This window comes from Pectobacterium brasiliense, from assembly GCF_013449685.1.
Classification (GTDB): domain Bacteria; phylum Pseudomonadota; class Gammaproteobacteria; order Enterobacterales; family Enterobacteriaceae; genus Pectobacterium; species Pectobacterium brasiliense_A.
In genome coordinates this window covers 476-694 of the sequence record NZ_JACDSF010000111.1, presented here as the reverse complement: position 1 = coordinate 694, position 219 = coordinate 476, and the positions used below count along the sequence as shown (strand labels likewise).

At 54.3% G+C, this 219-nt stretch carries 1 pseudogene; it reads left to right on the top strand.

Annotated features, from left to right (window positions below):
* Positions 1 to 192: pseudogene (locus H0248_RS21485) on the top strand (hypothetical protein); the annotation flags it as partial.
* Positions 193 to 219 lie beyond the last annotated feature (27 nt).

Sequence of the window (219 nt, the reverse complement as noted above, 5' to 3'; positions counted from 1 at the left end):
ATCAAGATGAATTCAGGTGGCAGCCCAGGCTGTGGCTCTGGTTGGGCAGGTCAACTGCCCTCATTACCGGGAACGGTTGAGGTGATTGCGCTGCCCCAACTGCCCAAAATACCGCCTCTTGAAAAACCGGTCTGTATTCCCTGTCTACTGCGTGCCATGGCGCAGGGCGATGCATTGATACAGGGAGAATAAGATGCTACCTGAAACTATCTGGCACCG